Source organism: Pseudoalteromonas sp. T1lg23B, from assembly GCF_002964665.1.
GTDB lineage: Bacteria > Pseudomonadota > Gammaproteobacteria > Enterobacterales > Alteromonadaceae > Pseudoalteromonas.
The window spans coordinates 304,235-325,543 of the sequence record NZ_PQBZ01000042.1 but is presented as its reverse complement, the minus strand read 5'-3'; the positions used below and the strand labels follow the sequence as shown (position 1 = coordinate 325,543).

Sequence of the window (21,309 nt, the reverse complement as noted above, 5' to 3'; positions counted from 1 at the left end):
AGGATGAGTTAACAAAACAACAATTAGAATGCGTTATGATCGAACAAACCTCACTGTTAGTGCCACTGAGCGAAGAGCAATCATTACACCTGAGATATATAGCTCAAACCGATAGCAAAGGGCCCGCTGTGTTCTTTATGCATGGTGCGGTTGAAAATGGCAAAATTTTTTACACGCAGAGTAATAAAGGCTTAGCACCATTTTTAGCCTCTCAAGGTTATCGTTGTTATGTTGCTGATTTACGTGGCAGAGGTCAAAGCTTACCTGCAATTTCTGCGCGCTCTGAGTATGGTCAGACTGAATCCATCCTAGAGGATATACCCGCAATGCTGTCATATATCGAACAGCACTGCGGTGAATTTCCACGTTTTTGGGTGGCGCACTCATGGGGAGGCGTATTGATGAACAGCTACTTTGCGCGTTTTCCATCACAAGTGAAAAAAGTGGATGCATGCGTTTACTTTGGCTCCAAGCGCAGTTTGCATAACAGACACATCAGTAAGTTCTTTCAGGCGAATTTGATTTGGTATGGACTTGCTCCACTGTATGCCAAAAAGCATGGCTACTTGCCTTCTAAAGCGCTCAAGTGGGGCAGTGACGACGAAACCAAAAAGTCACACCGTCAGGGGATGGAATGGGCTAAGCGCAAGCCATGGATTGACAGCGATGATGGCTTTGACTACGCAGCGACACTAAAAAATATGCACCTACCAGCAACATTACATATTGCTGGTGTTAAAGATAAAGCGCTCGCTCAACCCATAGATATTAAAAAGTTCATGGAAGAGTCAGGGCAAGGGGTTCAGCAGTTAAAGCTGTATGGCCGCAAACATGGTCACCAACATGATTATGGCCATATCGATATGCTCACACATAAGCATGCTGTGCACGATCAGTTTAAGGACCTGCTAGATTGGTTTGCTCGTCATGATCGTCATTAAGTAACTCGGACATATTGTTCTGATAGTGGTGCCAGTTGGTCAATGGTGCCTTACTGATCGGCTTACGCACTTGTGCTTTGCTTAACGTCGAAACCGAGCGCTTGTCATGGTAATACTCTAAACATTCAGGCTCAAATTCTTGGCCTAGAAAATGTAGTGTCTGATTGAGTGCTTTTGCTGGCTGTTTGAGTAAATCTTCATAGCTCAAAGTAAATATATTTTGTGGAATGAACTTTTTAAAATGTTCCATCATATCTATTTGCGCTTGAGCGTATAGCTTAAACTCACGCAAAGAACAAAAATAGGGTTCGTTCGCTTCAAAATGATTACTAAATACAGACCAAGCGGTAGCGCCGAAATTACGGGTTAAATGAATAAAACGTGCATTAGGAAAAATCTTATAAATCATACCAATGTTTTGAAAATTTGCAGGTAACTTGTTGATGACAACCTCGTCACCCACACGCATATCTTTTATCTCATCAATATACAAATTACGACAGTAATCTAGTACTGAAGTACTTAAATTAGAGACGCAAAAAGGAAAGGGGGCCTCTGCGCGTTTTGCGAGAAACGGCACGATTGTGTCACTGAATACCGTGCACTCGCCAATGGAACCAATGTTGCTGTGTTGAACCAGCATTTGTTCAAGCAGTGTAGAGCCTGTTCTGGGCAGGCCAACGATAAATGTAGGTGTAAATGTGGTCGTTACTTTATTAGTGTGCTGTCTAAAATAGGCTTCCGAAAAATGCTCTCTTAGTTGAGCAAAGAATGGCAGCATATCTTTAGTTCGAAAGTCACAAAATTGTATTTGGGTGTCATTTGCCATCTTAAATGCGTCGAATGCTTGTTGGTAATTACCCAATCTATGCTGGCATTTACCTAAGGCGTAGTAAATCACCACCTTCAACTGCTGATTGCTGCCATATAACTCTGATAGTTCTTCAAGCTTTGTAACATACGAGGGTAATTTAGAGGTTGCTGAAAGCTGTGATGTTTCGTAAATAATGTGAGGGGTAACAGGTTCATTCTCGCAAGTAAGACCTTCTTCAAAGACTTTTCGGGCGTTTTCGATAAAGCCGTGGTCTAGGTAAAATTGACCTAATTCATAGTGTGCGCGAGCACTGGTTCTTGCAATAGATAAGGTATATTCCAATACGGTTTTGGCGTCGACCGCAGAGCCGACGATAACAAAGCAATTGGCCAGTGTGAATAACGGATCTAACTCTTTTGGAAGGTTTTCGCACGCTCTTCTTAAATAATAAATTGCGCTGTCATAGTCTGCCAGCTCGATACACAATCGCCCTAAACCAAACAAAGCGTGACCGTTATTATTATTTTCTTTGAGAACTGCTTTAAACATAAACTCGGCTTCTCGAAGCCTGTTTTGTGCCATTAACTCATTGGCTCTTTGGATCAGTAACATGTTTTGACTATTTCTGACTTCATATATTTAGATGATAAAAACAAAAAGGCGAAATAGCCAATGCCATTTCGCCTTTACTGCTGGGTTACAGTAAAAATTAGAACGTGTAAGTTGCTTTCACGTAGTAGAAGCCACCGTTGATACCATACGGAGACGTTTCGTAGTATTTACCACCCCAATTGTTATTAGGAATACCTGTGGCTTTTTCAAAATCAAGCTTTTCAGGTTCTTGATCGAAAATGTTGTTTGCACCTACAGTCAGGCTAATGTTCTCAGTTGCAAAGTAAGTTACTTCTGCATCAAACGTTACTGAAGGGTCAGCCATGATTGCTGTTGCATCATAATCTACGTGAACACCTTGGTACTCACCGAAGTAGTTGTAACGTACAAAGCCTGTAAAGTCTTCCCACTGCTGGGTCCACGTAAGTGTAGCACGGTGGTTTGGCAAGTCAGTTTCTAGACGCTTAACTTTAAAGTCACCTGTGATCTCAGAGAATCTATCAACTTCAGTCTCATTCCAGTTATATGCGAATGCAAACGTTGAATAGCCGCCAAGTAGGTCCATAGAGTAGTTAGCTACAAAGTCAACACCTTGAGTTGTTGTGTCAAAGTCGTTGGTGAAGAAGCTAACTTGAGCAATGCTGTCTACGTTTGGTACACCATCCGCTTTAAGCGCTGCTTTTTGCTCTGCAGTTAAGTTAATTTTATCTGACTGACTGATACGATCTTCTACTTGGATGTTGTAGTAATCGATAGTCATGAATAAATCGCCAGACTGATATACCGCACCAAATGTGTAACTTTCTGACTCTTCAGGCTGAAGCTCGGTACCACCTAAGATTTGTGATACTGGGTTAGTCGGTGGTAGTAGCGCAGAGTCTACTAATACACCACTACTTAAGTTGGTTTGAACGTTACTAACGTTCGCCTGGCCTACAGTCGGAGCACGGAAACCAGTACTGATTGAACCACGGAATGACAAGTCATCCGTTGCTTGGAATTGACCTGTGATCTTGAAGTTTGTGGTTGAACCAAATGAATCATAGTCTTCGTAACGAAGCGCCCAACCCATTAAGAACTCTTCTGTAAATGGTGTTTCTACGTCAACGTATGCTGCATAGTTACGACGTGTAAATTCGCCTGCTGCAGAAGGTTTAAAGCCAGGGAAACCGTTAGAGCCGATACCAAAACCTTGCTCTGTTAATGGGCCTGCGATGAATGATGCTTCATCACCTGCGATTACTTCGAAGGTTTCTTCATGCCACTCTAAGCCACCCGCTACGTTTACGTCGTATGCTAGACCAAAATCATAACCCTTAGAAATATCCAAGTTGAAGTTTTTCTCTAACTGAATGTATTTACCAGGGCTGAAGTCCATGGGCGTTTCTGCACCTAATGATGCATTCACAGTGTTGGTGATAAAGTAACGCGACTCGTTACGGCCAACAGAGCCGCTTAAGTCATAGTAGCCGCCTTTCATAAAGCCGCCAGTGAATTCGCCTTTTGTACCAATCGTCAATGAAGTATCTGTGATATTACCACCGAAGAAAGGTGTAAAACCAGCAGGTAAAATTTCGTTAAACGCGAAACAGTTGTTACCAATGTCTGAGTTAGACGCGATTTGCTGATAAGCGGCGATCGTTGAAACGTCTAGAATTTGATTGCCTTCAGCATCTTTAAGGTTAACCGTAGGACAGCTAATACCTGTATCCAAACCATCTAAGTCGGCTACGAGTAAAGTTTCGCCACCGTCATTTGAATATACTTGAGGGCGGGTTTGAGGGTTACGATAATAGAAACCACCTTTTACATCACGCTCAGAATAGTTACCAAACATATAGAATTGTGAATCATTTGATAGGTCTAAGCCAACGTTACCGAACAAAGTGATGTCGTCTTTAATTTCTGGCGCACCCCATACTTGAGCTGGGTTGCGAATGCCTTCTACACCTGCAGAATCATAAGCTGCAGCATCAGGGCGTTGTACACTTCGACTTGTGGCATCAGCATTTTTGTACTGGAAGCTTAGGTTAGCAAAGCCATCATCGGTAAATGGTAAACCAATATTACCTTCGAATGTTGTGGTATCCCCATCGCCTTCGAAATATTGTCCTTGCTTAACAGAGAAACTACCACCCTCAGAAGCATCTTTCAATACGAAGTTGATTACACCTGCAATCGCATCTGAACCATACTGTGCGGCTGCACCGTCACGTAGAACTTCAACTTGCTTCAATGCAACGCTTGGAATAACCGAGATATCTGGACCTTGTGCACCATCGTTGATACCACCACCTAGGAAGGCGATAACAGATGAACGATGACGACGTTTGCCATTAAGTAGAATTAACGTACTGTCAGCAGGTAGACCGCGAAGGTTGGCTGGACGCACCAATGACGCAGCGTCACTGATAGGGTTTTGGTGAACGTTCAGAGAAGGTACTGAGCCTTTAAGAAGCTCTAGCATATCATCGCCACCCGCCTTGCTTAGTTCATCACCGCCGATAATATCGACTGGTACTGGTGAGTCACCAACTGAACGAGGTGCTGCACGCGAACCAACGACCGCTATCTTCTCAATCTTTTCCTTTTTGGCGCCTTCTTCTTCTGCATAAGCAGATGTAGATAGCAAACCTACAGATGCAGTTGATGCGATAGCATAAGTAATTGCACGACTAATCGCGTTTAATTGTAGTTTCATCCTGTTTCCCCAGTTTGATTATTGTTGTCATAAGCTTTAAACAAAACTCATGTTTGCTTTTTATCGCAACTTATATATACATATCATTAACTTGTGATGCAAACATTCTTTGCACCCGCTTTAACCGTAGCATTGATTTAAATAAAGGCAAATTTTTAAATAACTTTTCTTTAAATGCTTCAAATATCGGTAAATTAGCGCTGATATGGGGTGAGGAACAAGGTAAAAAATAAATTTTTAATCTAATTCGTTTGCTCGTTTTTTGTACAAAATATTTTCTGTTGTTGGTATTTTAACCACGCTTGTCTTTTTTGTCGGTACAAATCCCATACGCAGGGACAACAACTGCCGCCGCCACAGCACTCATCAGATTTCGGTTTTTTGGGCTCTTCTAAAAAGGCGGTGTTAGCTTCGGTTGACATAGCAGTTTTGATTTAAGACTAAAATCACATAGTACCATTAATTAAAATTTTGCTAAACTCGGGGCAACGAGTTTTATTGATGGCACTTTTATGAGGCTTATCAAGGTAGTACATAGAGCACCTATCCGGGTTGCCAAGATCTCGAAACGACGTCAGCAAATGCGTCTACGTCGAGCGATGCTTGAGCTTAAACTGGCTTTATCTCAAGAGAAGCAAGAGACCAAAGAAATGCTTGATATTTATAAGAGATACAGCACTGGGAAGGCGCAAAAAGAAGAACTCAAAATCGCCAATAAGCAGTTTTTTGACCTGCTCAAAGGGCTGGGACTAGGTGTATTTGCATTATTGCCATTTGCGCCGATAACCATTCCATTGATTGTGAAACTGGGTCAATGGGTCGGTGTTGATGTTTTACCAAGTTCATTCTCTTCTACAAATAAACCTTCTCGTAAATGAGTGATTTACGTCTCGTAACTTGTTATTCTTAGGTTAGACTTTCTACAGGTACGGGACAAATTATAATGCGCGGATTACTCCTTCAAGCAGACTCAGGCATACCCATTCATTTTATTCTTAAATCAGAGTTAGATGAGTGGCTAAATAGTCAGTCTGCAATAGTTCAAGCAGTTATTACATCAGCAAAAACAAGCAATTCAAAACTGTTCCTGATCCCAGATATGCAGAACAGTAGCCTCTCAAGTGTTGTGTGTTTAGTCGATTCATTAGATTCAATGTGGTTGGCAGGCGATCTTGCTAAGCAGTTGCCCAAAGGCATATATCAGTTGCAAGGTGATGAAGCGTTTGTTGAGCGCCAAGCTTTAAGCTTTGCATTGGGAGCGTATCAGTTCTCGGTTTATAAGTCGGCTGCAAAAGTAGAGGCGCAACTAGCGCTTGAAGATAGCGCCATGTTGGAGCGCGTAACACAAAGCGCACAGGCGATTTACCTAGTACGCGATCTCGTCAATACCCCAGCTGCAGATATGATGCCACAGCATTTGGCGGAAACGATGTCTGAATTAGCTGAGCGTTTTGACGGCCAGTTTAGTCAACTAATTGGCGATGAGTTACTGGAGCACAACTACCCAACGATTCATATGGTTGGTAGAGCAAGCGATAACAAGCCGCGCCTTTTAGACCTTGTTTGGGGTGATGAAAGCCATCCTAAATTAACCCTAGTAGGTAAAGGTGTATGTTTTGATTCAGGTGGTTTAGATTTAAAACCAGCATCAGGTATGCGCAATATGAAAAAAGACATGGGCGGTGCAGCTCATGTGATTGGCTTAGCTCAAATGATTATGGCGGCTAATTTACCGGTTCGATTACGTGTATTGGTGCCAGCGGTTGAAAATGCCGTGTCTAAAAACGCTTTTAGACCGGGAGATGTCATAAAAACCCGCAAGGGTATCACCGTGGAAATTGATAACACCGATGCAGAGGGGCGCTTAGTGCTGTGTGATGCGTTGGCTGAGGCACAAAATGAGACCCCAGATCTATTGATCGATTTTGCAACGTTAACTGGTGCTTGTCGTGTGGCGTTGGGTACTGAGTTACCCGGCTTTTTCTCTACCGACAACGAAATCGCGGCACACTTAATTGAATATGGCATGAAAGCACAGGATCCAGTGTGGCAATTACCGCTGTTTGACCAATATAAAGAGTTGTTTAGCAGTGATGTGGCAGACATCGCCAACTGTGGTTCATCTCCTTTTGGTGGCGCGATAACAGCGGCATTATATTTAAAAGAGTTTGTTCAACCAGAGCAAACCCCTTGGCTTCATTTTGATGTAATGGCTTGGAACGTGCGGACATTACCAGGGCGCCCAGTGGGTGGCGAAGGTTTAGGTTTACGCGCAACTTTTGATTATTTAGTTAATCGTTATCAGGGGTAATTCGCGAGATTTAAAGCAGGCCATATGGCGGCCTGCTTTTTAAAGCAAACTATTTACGCGGAATGTTTGCTAAAATAGCTTTCATTTGCTGCCAATATAAGCCAACAGTATCAATCTTAACTTTTTCGTCAGGAGAGTGTGGGAATTTTATTGTCGGTCCAAATGAAATCATATCCATGTTTGGGTAAGGTTTTTTAAACAGGCCGCATTCGAGTCCCGCGTGAATGACCATAATATCTGGTTTCTTACCATATATGTCTTCGTATACGTCTCGGAAAATATGCAATATTTGCGAGTCTGGATCTGGTTTCCAACCTGGGTAAGCACCTGAAAATTCAATGTTAGCTCCCGCTAGCGTGGCCAATGAACGTAATGTACCCGAAACATCTTCTCTGCCTGAATCAATCAGTGAACGGATCAAACAGAGTACTTCCACTTTGTCTTGTTCGGTTGTGATCACGCCCATATTGAGTGAGGTTTCAACCACGCCTTTAATGTCATCGCTCATACGTATCACACCGTTTGGACATGCATTGAGCAAAGCCAATAGTCTAGTGTGTGATTCGGTGTTCATAGGGGCAAGTTCAGTGTCGAGTTCACGTAGTGTAAGGGTTAAACCCGTTTCAATAGAGCTAAGTTCACTCTTTATTGTGGTTTCAAACTCTGCAAGGTGTTGTTGGAATTCATCTAGCTGAGATGCAGGAATGGCTATGTGAGCATAGGCTTCGCGTGGAATAGCATTACGTAAAGAGCCACCTGTAAAAGACACTAGGCGTAAATCAATGCCTGCGACATGATTTTGCAAGAAGCGGGCAAGCAATTTGTTTGCATTTGCGCGACCTGTATGAATGTCAACGCCTGAGTGACCACCTTTTAGACCTTTTAAAGCAAGTTCAAAGGTTTGCAGATTAGGCTGAGCTTCTCGCTCTACGGCAATGGTTAGACTCGCATCCACACCACCTGCACAACCCATGTAAATTTCGCCTTCCTGCTCTGAATCGGTGTTCAGTAAGATGTCGCCCTCAAGCCAACCTGCTTCTAACCCAAATGCGCCGGTCATACCCGCTTCTTCATCTATCGTAAGCAATACTTCTAATGGACCATGAGGAATGTCATCCGCAGCCAGTACTGCAAGGCAAGACGCCATACCTATCCCATTGTCAGCACCGAGTGTTGTGCCTGTTGCTGTTACCCACTCACCGTCGATATATGGTTTAATGGGATCACGGCTAAAGTCATGGCTTGTATCATTATTTTTCTGTGGAACCATATCGATATGGGCCTGTAAGACCACAGCCTTACGGTCTTCCATCCCAGCAGTAGCGGGTTTTTTAATAAATACATTACCCGTTGTATCTCTTCGTACCGAGAGGTCTTGAGTCGTTGCCCAATCAACAATAAATTGTGCTAATGCTTCTTCATGTTTAGATGGGTGAGGAATGGCGCAGATTTGGTCAAAAAACTGCCAAATGGCTTTAGGCTCTAGTTGGCTGATTTCGCTGTGTGGTTTAAACAAAATGTTTTCCCTACTTGAATGAATAATAGAGATTTTACCATTCAAGTAGGGCGGCGAAAAGCGATCGCGCTATTTGCAGGCTTGTACAGCTGGTGCTATCAATTCCAAGCCACTGTGATGACACTCTGGCAGGGAAGCGTCGCTAGTTGCAATAGGCGTGACCCGCTCTGACCATTTAATATAGCTGGCAGCCCATGTTAACCCAGCACCAAAAGCTGCTGACATGATGTTGCTGTGGGGTTTGATAAGCCCATTTTCTACTGCTTCACACAATGCAATAGCGATAGTCGCAGCTGAGGTGTTACCATATTTATCTATGTTTACCATGACCTTATCATCGCTTATATCCAAGCGCTGCTGAATAGCCTGAATGATACGCAAATTAGCTTGGTGAGGCACTAGAACATCAATATCAGCCAGTTTTAAATTAGCTTGTGAAAGCACATCATCACAGGCTTCACTCATGCCTTTTACTGCACGTTTGAAAATTTCACGACCTTCAAATAGTAAGTCCGACGGTCCCGTAGGCTGATACTTATCCATATCAGTGCCATAGTTACTGATATGTAGAATGTCTCTATCTGTGCTATCACATCCTGTTTTTGTGCCTAATAAACCACAAGGTTCATCACAGGCTTCAAGTACAACTGCACCAGCACCATCGCCAAAGAGTACCGCGCTGTCTCTCTTAGCCCAGTTGACATACCATGTCATACGTTCGGCTGCGACAACCACGGCACGTTTTATCATACCGGCTTGAATTTGCGCTGTAGCATTTTGTAGTGCATATAAAAACCCTGAACATGCGGCATTGGTATCGCAGGCTGCTGCGCCGACAGCACCGATATTTTTCTGCACTAATGACGCAGTGTTGGCTACCATCGTTGATGGTGTGCATGTGGCGAGTAATACTAAATCAATATCTTCGCCCTTAAGCCCTGCGCATGCAAGTGCATGCTGGCTAGCGACAGTGGCTAGTTCCGCTGTTGTAACGTGGCTTACACGGCGCTCTTTTATGCCAGTTCTAGTACTGATCCACTCATCGTTGGTGTCTACAATTTGGCTTAAATCTTCGTTTGAAATTGAAGCAGGAGGAATACATTTCCCCCAGCCAGTAATTTTTGCGTAAATCATGTGGTTCTCTTTAAGTCTACTCTGACCTGTGGCGTAACGCGGCATTATATCGCAAAAACAGTTGCGATCACCAGTCGATATTGTCTTTAGAGTTTAGTGTAGACTAGACTCATTAATAAGGTAGAGATTGTTTTGCAAGGTATTATGTCTAATAAAATCAAAGCGGAATTGCTACAGCACCTCATTGAGCTAGAACGTCAATTACTTGAGCCCAGTGTTCGACAATCAAGTGATATGCTGGGGCGTTTACTTAGTGATGACTTTTATGAAATTTCCGCCAATGGCCTTATATTCAACAAAGCACATGTTATGTCGCGCCTACCGGATGAAAAAGTGCCTCAGTTTTACAATCAAGCATTTAATGGACGGATGTTGAGTAATGAGGTGGCTCAGCTAAGCTATCAGGCGGCTTATCGACGTAGTGTAAAGTGCCAGCTAAATTATTCAGTGAGAATGTCGTTATGGCGGCTGGAGCAGCAAAGTTGGCGTTTGGTCTTTCATCAAGGTACGCCTTGTGGTGAGTTCGCTTTACATTTGGATGATTGAAGAACTTTTTAACTTTTGCCTTGTACCTAGTGCAATATCAATCGCTACTTTAATAGACTCAAAGTGATTCACAGGTAACTGGCTAAGCGCCGATTCGGTATTGTGGGAACGCTTCTGATAGGAGCACATTCAGCAAATGTTAAAGATAAGTCATGGTAATGTATCTGAGGCAGCAAGATAGTGAACGTAAATTACAGGGTATTGGCGCGCAACCTTAAGTAGCAGTCTGTCCAAAAGTTACTAATTACTAGAGCCAAATTGTGTTAATCATCTATATTGTAATTCGCAAATTGATAATTTGCCCATTCGAGGCTTGTTGCCTAAATTTAAATAATCATGTTAATAAAGATGCCTTATGTCAATGTTTGACTTGAACTATTGGGCGGTGCTACTGGCGGCGCTTTCTTCATTTATGCTTGGCGGAGCTTGGTATTCACCCTGGCTATTTGGCCAACCGTGGATGGAAGGCTGTGGCTTGACCGATGTTGATCTACAACACAGCGATCCTAAGCTGATTTATGGAGGCGCATTTGCTCTGGCTTTGGGGGCTGCATTTTTTATGTCGGTATTACTTGGAAAAGACCCATTGTTAAGCGATGCCATTCTACTTGGTGTTTTGGTGGGTGGCGGGCTGGTGACAACGGCACTGGGTATTAGTTACATTTTTGAGCAACGACCATTAAAGCTATTTTTAATTAATGGTGGATACTACACCTGCCAATTTGTTTTAATGGGGGCTGTGTTAAGCATTACTGGGTAACAGATGGCGAAACCAAATAAGAAAGGCCCTGTTCGTACAATAGATATATTCTGCGCCAATTGTTCACAGCCATTATTCAAATATAGAAAAGGCGGAAAGGGGGCTTTAGTTAAGTGCTTTGTTGAACGGATCGTAAAAAACCATACCAATGATAATCTTCATTGTCCTCAATGCGAACAGGAATTTGCCCGCAGTACACTCATCCGAGGCACACCAGCCTTAAAATTTGTCGGTGGTAAAGTTAGGTTCAAGTAGACGAGCGGACAAATATCCTGTCTCTGCATTATCGAACTGATAATATTGGCCTGTTTGTGCTGTTTCAACGATTGAAAGTCACCCTTCCCATGGAATGGGCCAGTGATGTTTGGGTGAGATATTGATGGCCAGTTTTACATGGCATTTATTATGGACAAAAACATGATTGATATATTGTTTGATGTGATCGGTATGAGCGGAACTGGTTTAGTCGTTGGGGCGTTTTTTATGCTGCAACTGGGTAAAGCTGCACCGGAAAGTCTGACTTACAACCTGATGAACCTCTCTGGCGCAATCTTATTGCTGATCAGTTTGTGCTACAACTTTAACTTAGCAAGTTTTGTTATAGAGTTGTTTTGGATTGCTGCATCTATAATCGGATTGGTGAAATACTTTAAAGCCAAAGACGCGATTGCTACATAAATTTCAATAAATTACATCTAAAAGCTTGCACGGCAGCCTATCATTTGTATTATTAATATGATGTGAAAGGTCGCTGTGCTGTTGTCAATTTGAACAATCTGGTTTCAGTCAGTGCATGTAGCTAGGCTAAACCATGATAAACACTCCAAGAAAACTTCTCTCGCTGTCTGCTGCTTGGCTATTAAGCGTACCATTTATGGCGTTTAGTTCGGAACAAGATCTTTTTACTTTATCTTTTGAAGAATTACTCGATGTAAATATCAACCTAGCAACAAAAACTGACGAAACCCGTGCATCCGTCCCATCTAGTACCACTGTTTTTACCCATCAACATATTGCTCTGCTCGGTGTTAACAATGTTTACGATTTAATGAATTATGTGCCGGGTTTTCAGTCGACTCGAGGTGATTGGGTTGGTGCTGTGCCAAAAGAGCATACGCGCGGTGTGTTCTTAAATAGTGGCAATGTATTGGTGATGATCAATGGTCAACGCCTCAATGAAGCATCATTTGGCAAGGCATCGGTTTACATGCCACATATTTCGGTCGATATCGTAGATAAAGTGGAATTTATACGAGGACCAGGATCTGCGCTATATGGCAGCAATGCATTTTTGGGGGTGATGAATATTATTACCTTTCAAGCGCGTAATCAGATGAGCGTTGGCATAGGCGAGCACGGTTATACTCAGGTCGCGGGTAGTTTTAATAAAGACATTTTTGAACAAGCAAAGGTGTATGGAAATGTATCTTGGCAAGGACAAGATGGAGAGAAATATACACAGGGTGTCAGAGATCCACTCGCCAGCTACTTTTTGGAATTTGGCGCACAATGGCAAGATCTTAACTTATCGGTTTGGCACAACCAAACACAGTTAAATGGTTTTGCTAACTTAGCTGGGTGGTCGAAGGAAAACAAACATAAAAGCCAAAACACGGCATTTTCTTTGGCCTATGATTGGTTAAGCAATGATAATTGGAATGTAAGTAGTGCTCTTAAGCATATCGAACACAATATTTATTCCGCCGGCCTAATTGCCACAGGGGCAGAGTTGGGGCTGGCTAACGATTTTTATGTGGGACCATCGTGGCAATCTAAAGATCTGACACTAAACCTAGATGTAGCGTATCGCCTGAATGAACTGACATCAGTTAATGTTGGGGTCGAATACTCCGAAGAAGAGCAATCAGAAGCGGGGATCAATAGCAGTTACTATGACTTTTCTCGTGGAGATGTATTTATCGGTGAAGAGTTTTATCAAAACGGCATTATCACGGTCAAACCTCATGTACCTTTCAACAGCTTATTACAATCATTTGATTCAACAGCGGCTTACGCGCAGCTTAAACATGTTATCAATGAGGATTTAACGGTATTTGTCGGTGCTCGATATGATGATGTTAAAGATATTGATAGTAAGTTTTCTCCGAGAGTTGCTGCGATATATAAGGTATCACCCAGTCATACGATTAAACTTCAATACGGAGAATCATTCCGCACCCCTGTCAGTAATGAATTGAACTCTAACGATGATGTCACGGTGGGAAATCCAAATCTAACCTCGGAGTATGTTAAAACCACGGAGTTAGTGTGGCATACACAAAAAACCGATTGGGAATTGGACATTGTATTGTTTGATAACCAATTGAAGGATTTTATTAATTTGGTGCCGATCCGTGAAACGGCTTTGCCAACTGAACAAAGGCGCTTTACTTTTTTAAATACATTTAACACGCATATGCAGGGGTATGAATTAAATAGTAAGTTAAACATATCAGATAGCACATGGTTGGAATTTGGCTATACACATCTTTTCGATGAGCCGTTTAACCCGAGTTTCAAACGCTTTGCGAGCCTGTCATTTACGCACAATATGGAGCCTGTTCAGCTCAGTATTAACACGATTTGGCGAGACAGTGTATTTGTGCCCAGCCCTGAACCTGATGTCATAAACCCTGTTGATCAGGAGGCTTACAACTTGGTTGGAGCTGTGCTTTCATGGCGTTTGGGGAGTAACCGCTCTATTTCCATCAAGGCCCAAAACCTATTTGACAAAAATTACTTTGTGTTTGAACCACGTATGCTGGACGGTAAAATTCAAGGTGCAGGACGACGCATCCAGATCCAATATCTGCAAAGTTTTTAAGATTCATTTTAATTCCAAAAATCAAATAAATAGCCTAGTAATTGAATTTAGGTAAAGGTGTTTTTGTTTTGGGTCTATAAATCTAAATGAAAATAGTTATTGAATGCATATTTGTTATTCGCTAACATGCGCCCGCTATAATAACCTTACAAAAATTGGGATTACTGTGAAAAACATTAAGAATATTGCACTCTCATTGGTATGCGTGGGTGTATTAGCCGCGTGTGGTAGCAATGACAAGAACATGACAACGGTTGTTGATGACAACCAAGGTAACGAACAAACTGAGGTTGTACATCCCGCAGCTACGGTTGAAAGTGTTGTAAAAACAAATGCAGACCAGGCCTTCGCTGTTTATTCAGATGCGTTAGTAAGCGCAAAAGCTTTACAAGCAGCAGTAGATAAATTTGTAGCAGACCCAAGTGAAGCAAACTTTGCAGCGGCGAAACAAGCGTGGCTTAATGCACGTGAGCCTTACGGTCAAACTGAAGTCTTCCGTTTTCGAGAAGGTCCTATTGATGCGCTGACAAAAGACGAGCAGGGCAATTGGACATTGGTTGATGGACAAGGCCCTGAAGGCGCAATTAATGCGTGGCCTCTAGCTGAAGCACTGATTGACTACACACAAGATATGGATGGTAATGAGATGCGCGATACGAGCGCAGCAGTTTACCAATCAGGCGGAAATATTATTCAGGACACGGAAAGTTTCGCGCAGATCAACAAAGAATTAATTCGTGAAAAATTTGAACTAGACGGCGAAGAAGCGAATGTCACGTCTGGCTATCATGCCATCGAATTTTTGCTTTGGGGTCAAGACTTGAATGCAGATCTAACTTACACCGCATTACGTGATTACACAGCGGGACACCGCCCTGTAACGGATTATTACACGACTCAGAATATTCCAGCAGATGAAGTAAATGGTCGCACTTGTACGTCAGGTGAGCAAGGTGCCAGTGACGAAATTTGTCAGCGTCGTGGAGCTTACCTTAAAGCCGCGGCAGAATTACTCGTTGAAGACTTACAAAGTATTGTGGATGCATGGGATCCTGAATCTGGCTTTTACTACGCTCAGTACACACAAGCAGACAACGCAGCTATCAATCTGGGCGCTATGCTGGAGAGTATGGGCCGCTTGAGCTTTGGTGAGCTAGCCGGTGAAAGAATGAGCATCGCAGTGCGTACTGATAGTCAAGAAGATGAACATTCATGTTTTTCTGACAACACACACAGAGACATTTGGCTAAATGCTAAGGGTATTCGCAATACTTACTTAGGTATTTACACACGTACAAATGGTCTGGAATTAAGCGGTGCAAGTATCCATAACCTTTTGATCACAAGGGGTCACGCTGAGCTAGCCGAGCAGTTAAAAGCCGCTTTAGATAAGACGATGGCAAAGGCATCGGTTATTGACGAAACCGCTAAGTCGGGTAAGTCATTCGATGTTCAAATTCAACAAGCACAGCATAAAGAAGAAATTTATGCGGCAATCTCTGCACTGGCAGAGCAAACAGATCTTATTCAACAAGCCATAGATGCACTGGGTGTGTCAGCGGAAGATCTGAAACAAGACACAGATGAAAATCTATAACCATTCTTAGGGTTTAGGGCTGGCATCATGCCAGCCATTTCAGTTTCGGGCGGGATGAAAGATTCGGCTTGATGCAGGGGCACTGAAGTGAAACATACTTTTAATCAAATCATTTTAATCACCGCGCTATCAGCACTCACTGCTTGTGGCGGGGGATCACAAAGTACAAACGGCAATTCTGCTGGTAACACAAACACAGATACGAACACCGACAAAGGTGAGCAGACTTCGACTGGTAATCATGCATTTAAGGTTCAAGCGGATGATGGGCTGGCACCGTTACTCATCGATAGAGTTGATGAGAATGAACACTTGTCTGCGGGAGACGCGACGACAAATATAATTGACCGCAACGCATTCAGTCAGGCAGCTCAAAAAATTGTTGAAGCGCCTCAATTAGATGCAGTGTTCAAAGCTGGAGACTTTACGTTTAGAAGCAACCACGATGGACAAGGCCCATTATTTAACAACACCAGTTGTCAGGGATGTCATGTTAAAGATGGTCGAGGGAATGTGCCTGCAAGCAGTCAAGAAGCCATGACTAGTATGTTTTTGCGTGTCGGTGATAGTTTGGGTAATGTCGAGCCAACATATGGTGACCAATTACAAGTATTTGGCACCATAGAGGGACAAAGTGGGGGCGTATTAGCTAAGGAGCGTGGCGCACTGGACGAAGGTCTGGCGTATGGTGAAGCTTACACTTGGGTAGAATATGAAACCATTACCGGCCAATTTGCTAATGGCGAAAGTTACAGCTTACGCAAACCGATATATAAAATAAAAGATTTAGCCTATGGGCCGTTCATTGCTGATGTGCAGTTCTCAGCGCGCGTTACGCCTCATGTGTATGGTTCGGGTTTACTGGAGAGCATTCCTGAGCAGTCCATACTCACTTATGCCGATCCAACGGACAGTGACAAGGATGGTATTTCTGGTCGCGCAGCCTACACCACCCATCCCATAACAGGTGAACGTCAACTGGCGCGATTTGGGCAAAAAGCGGTTACAGGGTCGGTATTGCAACAAATTGCTGGCGCATATCGAGGGGATATGGGGGTGACAAATTCAATCAATCCTGATGAACCTTGTACCGCATTGCAAGTCGCCTGTTCAGAGCAGGCAAATCGTGAAAACGACAAGCATCATGATGGTGTTGACCTAAATGATATAGATCTTGCTCAGGTGGAATTTTATAACCGCACACTTGCAGTACCTAAGCGACGTGGTTATGACGCAAGTACTGATGTGTGGCAAGCTGATGTATTAGCTGGTCGCGCGCAGTTTTTTGCAGCGAATTGCCACAGTTGCCATGTTCCCCGCCATAAAACGGGTGCTGCGCCGGGCAGCGTGCTAGGCGATGTCGATCTGGTATCCATAAAAGACTCGCGTACCAATATCACGGCTTTAGAGCAGCAAGTAATTTATCCCTATACAGACTTATTACTGCACGATATGGGCGGCGCATGCACAGTGACACGTGAGTCACTCAAAGCAGAACCATGTGATGACAGCACTCAACAGTGTGTTTATGTTCAACGCTGTAATGGTTTAGCGGATGGACGCCCTGAAGGGGAGGCCACAGGTACAGAATGGAAAACGCCTGCTCTTTGGGGTTTAGGTTTGGGTACAAACGGTCAATCCTAAAGCGACCTTCCTTCATGATGGTCGAGCGAGAACCATTGAAGAAGCAATTTTATGGCACGGTGGTGAGGCGCTAGCTGCGCAGCAAGCATACATCAATATGGATAAATCTCAGCGTACAGCGTTGCTGGCATTTTTGGGTTCGTTGTGATGTTAAGCGTTAGTAGTATGCTTTCGGTAGCATTACTAAGTGCAATTACCGTACAGGAGCAGGTACATACTGTGCCTGCCTTTTCAGAGCAAGAGCTGTATCCAGGTGGCCAAGCGACAGCAAGACGCGTAGCGAGAAGAACTTTCATTCATCCAGCGGGTAATGTGCCAACCATACAACAGCTGGATTTTTGGGATGGTTTTTCGTTTTTTCGCGACCCTTGGGTTGCTTCCCCTGCTATCACTAAAGACCGAGATGGGTTAGGACCACTATTTAATGCTCGGTCATGTAAAACCTGTCATAACGATGGGGGGCGTGGTCGATTGGCAAAGGAAGGCGAGCTGGCATCACCTGCTTTGTTGTTTCGTTTATTAAAGAAAAACACATGGGGCGTTGATGCGCACTATGGCGGACAGCTACAACCAAACGCCGTGCGTTTATCACACCCTAAGCTGTTAAAGCCAGTGCTTGCAGAAGGTAATGTTCGTGTTCGGTACGAAACCATTGAAGGTTACTATCCAGATGGTACCGCATATTCGCTAATCAAGCCCAGTTATCAAATTGAGCAATTGGGCTATGGTGCTCTTGAATCTGATACCGTTATATCAGCGCGTTATGCGCCGGCTGTATATGGTATGGGACTGCTCGATGCAATTTCAGAGCAAGACTTGTTTGCTCAACAAGACATAGCCGACAAGGATCAAGATGGGATCAGCGCCAAGTATAATTTGGTTACTAACCTCAACACTGAGCGACGTAGTATAGGGCGCTTTGGCTTTAAGGGATTACACGCTACCTTAGAACAGCAAATTGCAGGTGCTTTTGTTAATGATATCGGTATTACAAACCCGTTTTTTAAGCAAGAGACATGCACGAAAGTTCAACATGCGTGTAGGTCAGCGGCCAGTATAGACCCAAAGGGCACCCTTGATATTCCCAAGAAATTGCACGATTTAACCACATATATGGGCCAAATTCTGGCGGTACCAAAAGCAAGAGACTTGCTTAGTCCTCAAGCACAGCAGGGCCGAACTTTATTCTACCAATTACAGTGTGATACCTGCCATACACCAAGTTATACCACCCAAAAAGATTACCCCGTTGCAGCACTGCAAGGGCAAAAAATATACCCCTATACGGATTTAGCGTTACACGATATGGGAGAGGGACTTGCGGACCAAGGGATGGAAAATTTGGCACAAGGTTCGGAATGGCGCACCCCGCCATTATGGGGAATTGGTTTACAGCAACGAGTACAGGGCTACCAAGCATTTTTACATGATGGTCGAGCTCGAACGATAGAAGAAGCCATTCTTTGGCATGGCGGAGAAGCGCAGCAAACAAAGCTTCAATTTATGAGTTTAAATATTAACGAAAGAAATGCGCTGATTTATTTCTTAAAGCAAATTTAAGTAGCGAGAAAACAATGACAAATAAGCAAAAAAAACCATTACTATTAGCCATGTTTATGGCTTGGGCTACCTGTACACTTAGTGCCTGTGGTGGCAGTGACGCTACAACCCAGACCAAGGTCGAGGAAAATGGCTCAGAGGTTGATAATACCACCTCAGAAAAAATGACCGCAGAGCAAGGATATGAAAAGTTAACGATAAATTTAGTTGAAGGCGTGATAGTGCCTTTATATGAGCAAGTTTATGCGTCCACTGTAACTTTGAACAGCGAAACACAGGCGTTTTGTCGCAATACATCACCGACACACAATGACTTAGAGGCATTACAAGCCACGTGGAAAAAGACCAGTTATGCATGGCAACAAGCTCGAACCATAAAGCTTGGGCCAATCGCTGATACTTTCCATTATTCGCGGATCCAGTTCTGGCCAATATCATCACAAAAGCTGGCGAGTGACGTTGAAGCCCTACTTAGCCAAAGCATTGACTTTTCACAGGGGTTAACCAATTTGAAGCATCAACTTCAAGGACTTCCCGCCTATGAATACGTACTCTTTAATTCAAACGTCACACTGCTTGATGCCCAAGATGTTGTGAAGCGTTGTGAATATTTACAAGCGATCACCGCCAATATTGACGGCCTGTTGAGCCGCGATATTGAAAGCTGGAAAGGAGAATATGGTGCTACATTCAAATCAGGAAATGGCTCGTTTAGTAGCAAAGAAGCCGCACTGGAAAAGCTTTTAACCATTTGGTTCGAGTATCTGGAAATAATTAAAGACAACAAAATTAATGAACCTATGTCAATACAAGCGCCTGGAAAAGCTGAAATGCTCGAAAGTGCATTTAGCCAAACGTCATTGGTGAATATAAAGGCGAATATTGAGGCGCTTGAACGCCTTTACACTGGGGGAGATGGTTTTGGCTTTGATGATTATCTCAAGCAAGTGAATCAGCGAGAGGACCTAGACACCGAAATACGTCTGCACTTTAAAGCTATTTACGATGCGCTTGAAGCAACGCAATTTATGCCCGCAGAACAGCTACTTATTGATGAACAAGGCCGAGCGCAGCTAAATGACATTGGCACTGCAATTACCAATTTAAGAAGCTTGATGGACAGTGACTTTGTACAGGTTACAGGGTTGAAACCTGGGTTTAACACCAATGATGGAGATTAAAGGTGTTACATAACAAGGCGTCAGATTTTATCTCCCGTCGGAAATTCTGCAAAAGTCTGATGGTGGCTGGCGTTGGTTTATGCGTTATGCCTGTATTAACGGGGTGCATGACGTTAAAAGACAAACGTTTTGCAAGTGCTTTTTCTGATAATCAGGGACAGCATTTTGTGGCTTGGTTTGATGCATCTGGAAACATTTTGGGTCAGGTACGCATCGCGGATAGAGCGCATGACTTATGTCATATCGCACAGAGCAATACGCTACTTGCATTTTCAAGACGTCCAGGACGAGCTATGTATGTAATTGATATGCAATCAAATAAAATACTAAGCAAAGTGGAAAGTGCAAACAACCAACATTTTTTTGGCCATGGGGCTTTGAGCAATGACGGTCAATGGTTGTATACCACAGAAAACTATTTTGATGAGAGTTATAAAGCCTACGAAGGTCTGATCGTAGTGAGAAATACTCATAACTTCGCTGTGGAAAGCCAGTTTCCAAGTGGTGGGATCGGACCCCACCAACTTGCAGCACTTGCACATGAAGATACATTAGTGGTTGCTAATGGAGGAATTCACACCCATCCGGCGAGCCCAAGAACTAAGCTTAACCTAGACTCGATGCAGCCAAACCTAAGCTACATTGATATAGCTTCAGGTAAAGTGGTGGAGCAGGTTCAACCGGCAGACCATTTACTTAGCACGAGACACCTTTGCTTAGCCTCAGACGACAGTGTATATGTGGGTTGTCAGTATCAGGGAGCAAAGCATTTGGTGCAGCCACTGATATTTGCACACCAACGAGGTGGACAGTTAAACGCCTTGAGTGCTAATGACAGCCAATGGATGGCGCTTAAACAATACACTGCTAGTCTGGCTATCAATGAGGCCCAGACCACCTTGGCTGTGACATCGCCTCGGGGCGGTGTGATCAGTTACTGGCATCTAAAAAGTGGCAAGTTAGATAAGCTCGAAACGCAGAGCGATTGTGCTGGTATTGCCCCATTGGGAGATGAATTTGTTGCAAGTACGGGGAGAGGTGAATTGGTCTCATATAAATCCCATACAGAATATTTATTACATTGGGATAACCATATGATTAAACTTTAAAAATAATAATAGATTAGGCGCTTTTGTTGAGTCTCACGCTGACCGAGGTGCCTTTTCAT

The 21,309-nt window shown here is 43.4% G+C and carries 19 protein-coding genes; 14 read left to right on the top strand and 5 right to left on the bottom strand.

What is annotated here, in order from left to right; genetic code table 11:
- Nucleotides 1-35: 35 nt before the first annotated feature.
- Complete coding sequence (locus tag C2M32_RS18000; protein WP_105169693.1) at nucleotides 36-941, top strand: alpha/beta fold hydrolase; 906 nt, start codon at nucleotides 36-38, stop codon at nucleotides 939-941.
- Here C2M32_RS18000 and C2M32_RS17995 read toward each other — a convergent pair.
- The 3 genes from C2M32_RS17995 to C2M32_RS17980 form a co-directional block, all read right to left on the bottom strand.
- On the bottom strand, nucleotides 898-2,367 hold the full coding sequence (locus C2M32_RS17995) for a tetratricopeptide repeat-containing sulfotransferase family protein (RefSeq protein WP_105169692.1): 1,470 nt from the start codon (nucleotides 2,365-2,367) through the stop codon (nucleotides 898-900). The two genes, C2M32_RS18000 and C2M32_RS17995, sit on opposite strands and share 44 nt — an antisense overlap.
- 97 nt (nucleotides 2,368-2,464) lie before the next feature.
- Complete coding sequence (locus C2M32_RS17990) at nucleotides 2,465-5,068, bottom strand: TonB-dependent receptor plug domain-containing protein (protein ID WP_105169691.1); 2,604 nt, start codon at nucleotides 5,066-5,068, stop codon at nucleotides 2,465-2,467.
- A gap of 242 nt (nucleotides 5,069-5,310) precedes the next feature.
- Entirely contained in the window at nucleotides 5,311-5,490 is a 180-nt protein-coding gene (locus C2M32_RS17980) for an oxidoreductase-like domain-containing protein (RefSeq protein ID WP_105169689.1), read from the bottom strand.
- Nucleotides 5,491-5,580: 90 nt separating this feature from the next.
- Between C2M32_RS17980 and C2M32_RS17975 the strand changes: the two genes are divergently transcribed.
- On the top strand, nucleotides 5,581-5,946 hold the full coding sequence (locus C2M32_RS17975) for a hypothetical protein (protein WP_105169688.1): 366 nt from the start codon (nucleotides 5,581-5,583) through the stop codon (nucleotides 5,944-5,946).
- A 65-nt stretch (nucleotides 5,947-6,011) separates the two neighbouring features.
- The gene (locus tag C2M32_RS17970) at nucleotides 6,012-7,379 is read left to right on the top strand and encodes a leucyl aminopeptidase family protein (RefSeq protein ID WP_105169687.1); all 1,368 of its coding nucleotides are present in this window, start codon (nucleotides 6,012-6,014) and stop codon (nucleotides 7,377-7,379) included.
- A gap of 49 nt (nucleotides 7,380-7,428) precedes the next feature.
- Here C2M32_RS17970 and C2M32_RS17965 read toward each other — a convergent pair whose 3' ends face one another.
- Nucleotides 7,429-8,895, bottom strand: a complete 1,467-nt coding sequence (locus C2M32_RS17965; protein WP_105169686.1) for an aminoacyl-histidine dipeptidase — start codon at nucleotides 8,893-8,895, stop codon at nucleotides 7,429-7,431.
- Between the two features lie 69 nt (nucleotides 8,896-8,964).
- Nucleotides 8,965-10,029, bottom strand: a complete 1,065-nt coding sequence (locus C2M32_RS17960) for a ketoacyl-ACP synthase III (RefSeq protein ID WP_105169685.1) — start codon at nucleotides 10,027-10,029, stop codon at nucleotides 8,965-8,967.
- A 144-nt stretch (nucleotides 10,030-10,173) separates the two neighbouring features.
- On the opposite strand from C2M32_RS17960, the gene C2M32_RS17955 reads away from it, so the two are divergent.
- From C2M32_RS17955 to C2M32_RS17910, 11 genes are all read left to right on the top strand, one after another.
- Nucleotides 10,174-10,575 carry a nuclear transport factor 2 family protein gene (locus tag C2M32_RS17955; protein WP_105170140.1) on the top strand — a complete coding sequence of 134 codons (402 nt, stop codon included), beginning with the start codon at nucleotides 10,174-10,176 and terminating at the stop codon, nucleotides 10,573-10,575.
- A 361-nt stretch (nucleotides 10,576-10,936) separates the two neighbouring features.
- Nucleotides 10,937-11,335 carry a DUF1761 domain-containing protein gene (locus C2M32_RS17950; protein WP_325047882.1) on the top strand — a complete coding sequence of 133 codons (399 nt, stop codon included), beginning with the start codon at nucleotides 10,937-10,939 and terminating at the stop codon, nucleotides 11,333-11,335.
- A 3-nt stretch (nucleotides 11,336-11,338) separates the two neighbouring features.
- Nucleotides 11,339-11,590, top strand: a complete 252-nt coding sequence (locus C2M32_RS20900) for a hypothetical protein (RefSeq protein WP_105169683.1) — start codon at nucleotides 11,339-11,341, stop codon at nucleotides 11,588-11,590.
- 162 nt (nucleotides 11,591-11,752) lie between these two features.
- A complete protein-coding gene (locus C2M32_RS17940) occupies nucleotides 11,753-12,013 on the top strand; it encodes a CBU_0592 family membrane protein (RefSeq protein ID WP_105170139.1) in 261 nt (86 codons plus the stop codon).
- 133 nt (nucleotides 12,014-12,146) lie between these two features.
- Nucleotides 12,147-14,159 (top strand): TonB-dependent receptor plug domain-containing protein, encoded by a 2,013-nt coding sequence (locus tag C2M32_RS17935; protein ID WP_105169682.1) that lies wholly within the window; start codon nucleotides 12,147-12,149, stop codon nucleotides 14,157-14,159.
- Nucleotides 14,160-14,325: 166 nt separating this feature from the next.
- Entirely contained in the window at nucleotides 14,326-15,756 is a 1,431-nt protein-coding gene (locus C2M32_RS17930) for an imelysin family protein (protein WP_105169681.1), read from the top strand.
- 87 nt (nucleotides 15,757-15,843) lie between these two features.
- Nucleotides 15,844-17,400, top strand: coding sequence for a di-heme oxidoredictase family protein (locus C2M32_RS17925; RefSeq protein WP_267894539.1), 1,557 nt, complete (start codon nucleotides 15,844-15,846; stop codon nucleotides 17,398-17,400).
- 34 nt (nucleotides 17,401-17,434) lie between these two features.
- Nucleotides 17,435-17,548 carry a di-heme oxidoredictase family protein gene (locus C2M32_RS21045; RefSeq protein ID WP_267894542.1) on the top strand — a complete coding sequence of 38 codons (114 nt, stop codon included), beginning with the start codon at nucleotides 17,435-17,437 and terminating at the stop codon, nucleotides 17,546-17,548.
- Nucleotides 17,549-17,565: 17 nt separating this feature from the next.
- On the top strand, nucleotides 17,566-18,960 hold the full coding sequence (locus tag C2M32_RS17920) for a di-heme oxidoreductase family protein (RefSeq protein WP_105170138.1): 1,395 nt from the start codon (nucleotides 17,566-17,568) through the stop codon (nucleotides 18,958-18,960).
- 14 nt (nucleotides 18,961-18,974) lie between these two features.
- Entirely contained in the window at nucleotides 18,975-20,141 is a 1,167-nt protein-coding gene (locus C2M32_RS17915; RefSeq protein WP_105169680.1) for an imelysin family protein, read from the top strand.
- A gap of 2 nt (nucleotides 20,142-20,143) precedes the next feature.
- The gene (locus tag C2M32_RS17910; protein ID WP_105169679.1) at nucleotides 20,144-21,250 is read left to right on the top strand and encodes a DUF1513 domain-containing protein; all 1,107 of its coding nucleotides are present in this window, start codon (nucleotides 20,144-20,146) and stop codon (nucleotides 21,248-21,250) included.
- Nucleotides 21,251-21,309 lie beyond the last annotated feature (59 nt).

Coding starts and splice junctions, on each gene's coding strand:
- C2M32_RS18000 (WP_105169693.1), top strand. CDS start 36: ATGATCGAACAAACCTCACTGTTAGTGCCACTGAGCGAAGAGCAATCA.
- C2M32_RS17995 (WP_105169692.1), bottom strand. CDS start 2,367: ATGTTACTGATCCAAAGAGCCAATGAGTTAATGGCACAAAACAGGCTT.
- C2M32_RS17990 (WP_105169691.1), bottom strand. CDS start 5,068: ATGAAACTACAATTAAACGCGATTAGTCGTGCAATTACTTATGCTATC.
- C2M32_RS17980 (WP_105169689.1), bottom strand. CDS start 5,490: ATGTCAACCGAAGCTAACACCGCCTTTTTAGAAGAGCCCAAAAAACCG.
- C2M32_RS17975 (WP_105169688.1), top strand. CDS start 5,581: ATGAGGCTTATCAAGGTAGTACATAGAGCACCTATCCGGGTTGCCAAG.
- C2M32_RS17970 (WP_105169687.1), top strand. CDS start 6,012: ATGCGCGGATTACTCCTTCAAGCAGACTCAGGCATACCCATTCATTTT.
- C2M32_RS17960 (WP_105169685.1), bottom strand. CDS start 10,029: ATGATTTACGCAAAAATTACTGGCTGGGGGAAATGTATTCCTCCTGCT.
- C2M32_RS17955 (WP_105170140.1), top strand. CDS start 10,174: ATGTCTAATAAAATCAAAGCGGAATTGCTACAGCACCTCATTGAGCTA.
- C2M32_RS17950 (WP_325047882.1), top strand. CDS start 10,937: ATGTTTGACTTGAACTATTGGGCGGTGCTACTGGCGGCGCTTTCTTCA.
- C2M32_RS20900 (WP_105169683.1), top strand. CDS start 11,339: ATGGCGAAACCAAATAAGAAAGGCCCTGTTCGTACAATAGATATATTC.
- C2M32_RS17940 (WP_105170139.1), top strand. CDS start 11,753: ATGATTGATATATTGTTTGATGTGATCGGTATGAGCGGAACTGGTTTA.
- C2M32_RS17935 (WP_105169682.1), top strand. CDS start 12,147: ATGATAAACACTCCAAGAAAACTTCTCTCGCTGTCTGCTGCTTGGCTA.
- C2M32_RS17920 (WP_105170138.1), top strand. CDS start 17,566: ATGCTTTCGGTAGCATTACTAAGTGCAATTACCGTACAGGAGCAGGTA.
- C2M32_RS17915 (WP_105169680.1), top strand. CDS start 18,975: ATGACAAATAAGCAAAAAAAACCATTACTATTAGCCATGTTTATGGCT.